Source organism: Mesorhizobium sp. M1322, assembly GCF_040318085.1.
Classification (GTDB): Bacteria; Pseudomonadota; Alphaproteobacteria; order Rhizobiales; family Rhizobiaceae; genus Mesorhizobium.
The window spans coordinates 1-1,149 of record NZ_JAMYLP010000210.1 but is presented as its reverse complement, the minus strand read 5'-3'; the positions used below and the strand labels follow the sequence as shown (position 1 = coordinate 1,149).

1 protein-coding gene is annotated in these 1,149 nt (G+C 62.8%); it reads left to right on the top strand.

Features of this window, described 5'->3' with window-relative positions:
* Positions 1–52 precede the first annotated feature (52 nt).
* Positions 53–1,135 carry an IS110 family RNA-guided transposase gene (locus NKH12_RS30420; RefSeq protein ID WP_352956480.1) on the top strand — a complete coding sequence of 361 codons (1,083 nt, stop codon included), beginning with the start codon at positions 53–55 and terminating at the stop codon, positions 1,133–1,135.
* Positions 1,136–1,149 lie beyond the last annotated feature (14 nt).

Below are 1,149 nucleotides of genomic sequence, written 5' to 3'. Positions count from 1 at the left end.
CCCCTTGTGTCTCTCGAATCATGCACAATCGGGTTGGCGGGTGACCCGGGTCATGACCGGATCACCCGCTGCGGCGGAAGCCCGTACACCCCTTGGTATGAGTCCGTGGTTGAGCAAGGAGCTCCGTCGCATCTTCCATAGCCCGAACGGTTGCCAGGGTTCGACCCCGCACCAGCAAGGAAGGGATCAGAGGATGACACAAATTGCGCTTCATGTCGGCATCGATGTGGCCAAGGATCGACTGGACGTGGCCATTCTGGAAACAGGGGAGTTGTTCACAGTCGACAACACCGAAGCCGGTTATGCGGCGTTGGTCGAGCGGCTGTCGGACAACGAGATCGGTGCCATCGGTCTTGAGGCGAGCGGCGGCTATGAACGCGCTGTACTCAAGGCGCTGTGGCAAGCAGGACTTCCGGTGCGTCGCATCAATCCGCACAGGCTGCGCCAGTTCGCGCGTGCAGCCGGCATCAACGCCAAGAACGATCGCATCGATGCCCGTCTGATCGCCCGCTTCCTGGCGACGCTACCGGTGCATCCGGTAGAGCTCGATCCAAGCCTGGAACTGGTGATCGAACTGGTCACGGCACGGCGCCAGCTCCAGGCCGAGCTCAGCCGCGTCAACAATCAGGCCGAGCACGTGCGCGATGCTGCTCTCAAGCGCCTGGCCAAGCGGCGTGCGACCCGGCTCAGTGCCGATATCCTGCTACTCGACAAACGCATTGCCCAAGCAATTGCGGCCGATTCCGCCCTGGCTCAGCGCGATCGCCTGCTGCGTTCCACGCCCAGCGTCGGTCCAGTCCTGAGTGCCACACTGATCGCGCTGCTACCCGAACTGGGCCGCCTGTCCAACCGGCAGATCGCCGCCCTGGTCGGGCTCGCCCCCTATGACCACGACAGCGGCAAGCTCAAAGGCAAGCGATGCATTTGGGGTGGCCGCGAACCTGTCCGCAACGTCCTCTACATGGCCGCGCTCAGTGCCGGAGTCCATAACCCCGTCTTCGCCGCTTTCCGCCAGCGGCTGCGCTCCAACGGCAAGGTAGCAAAGGTCGCCATCGTCGCCGTCATGCGCAAGCTCATCACAACCCTCAACGCTATGGTGCGCACCAACAAACCCTGGAATCCGGCTTTCGTTTGAAGCACGGTTGCTCA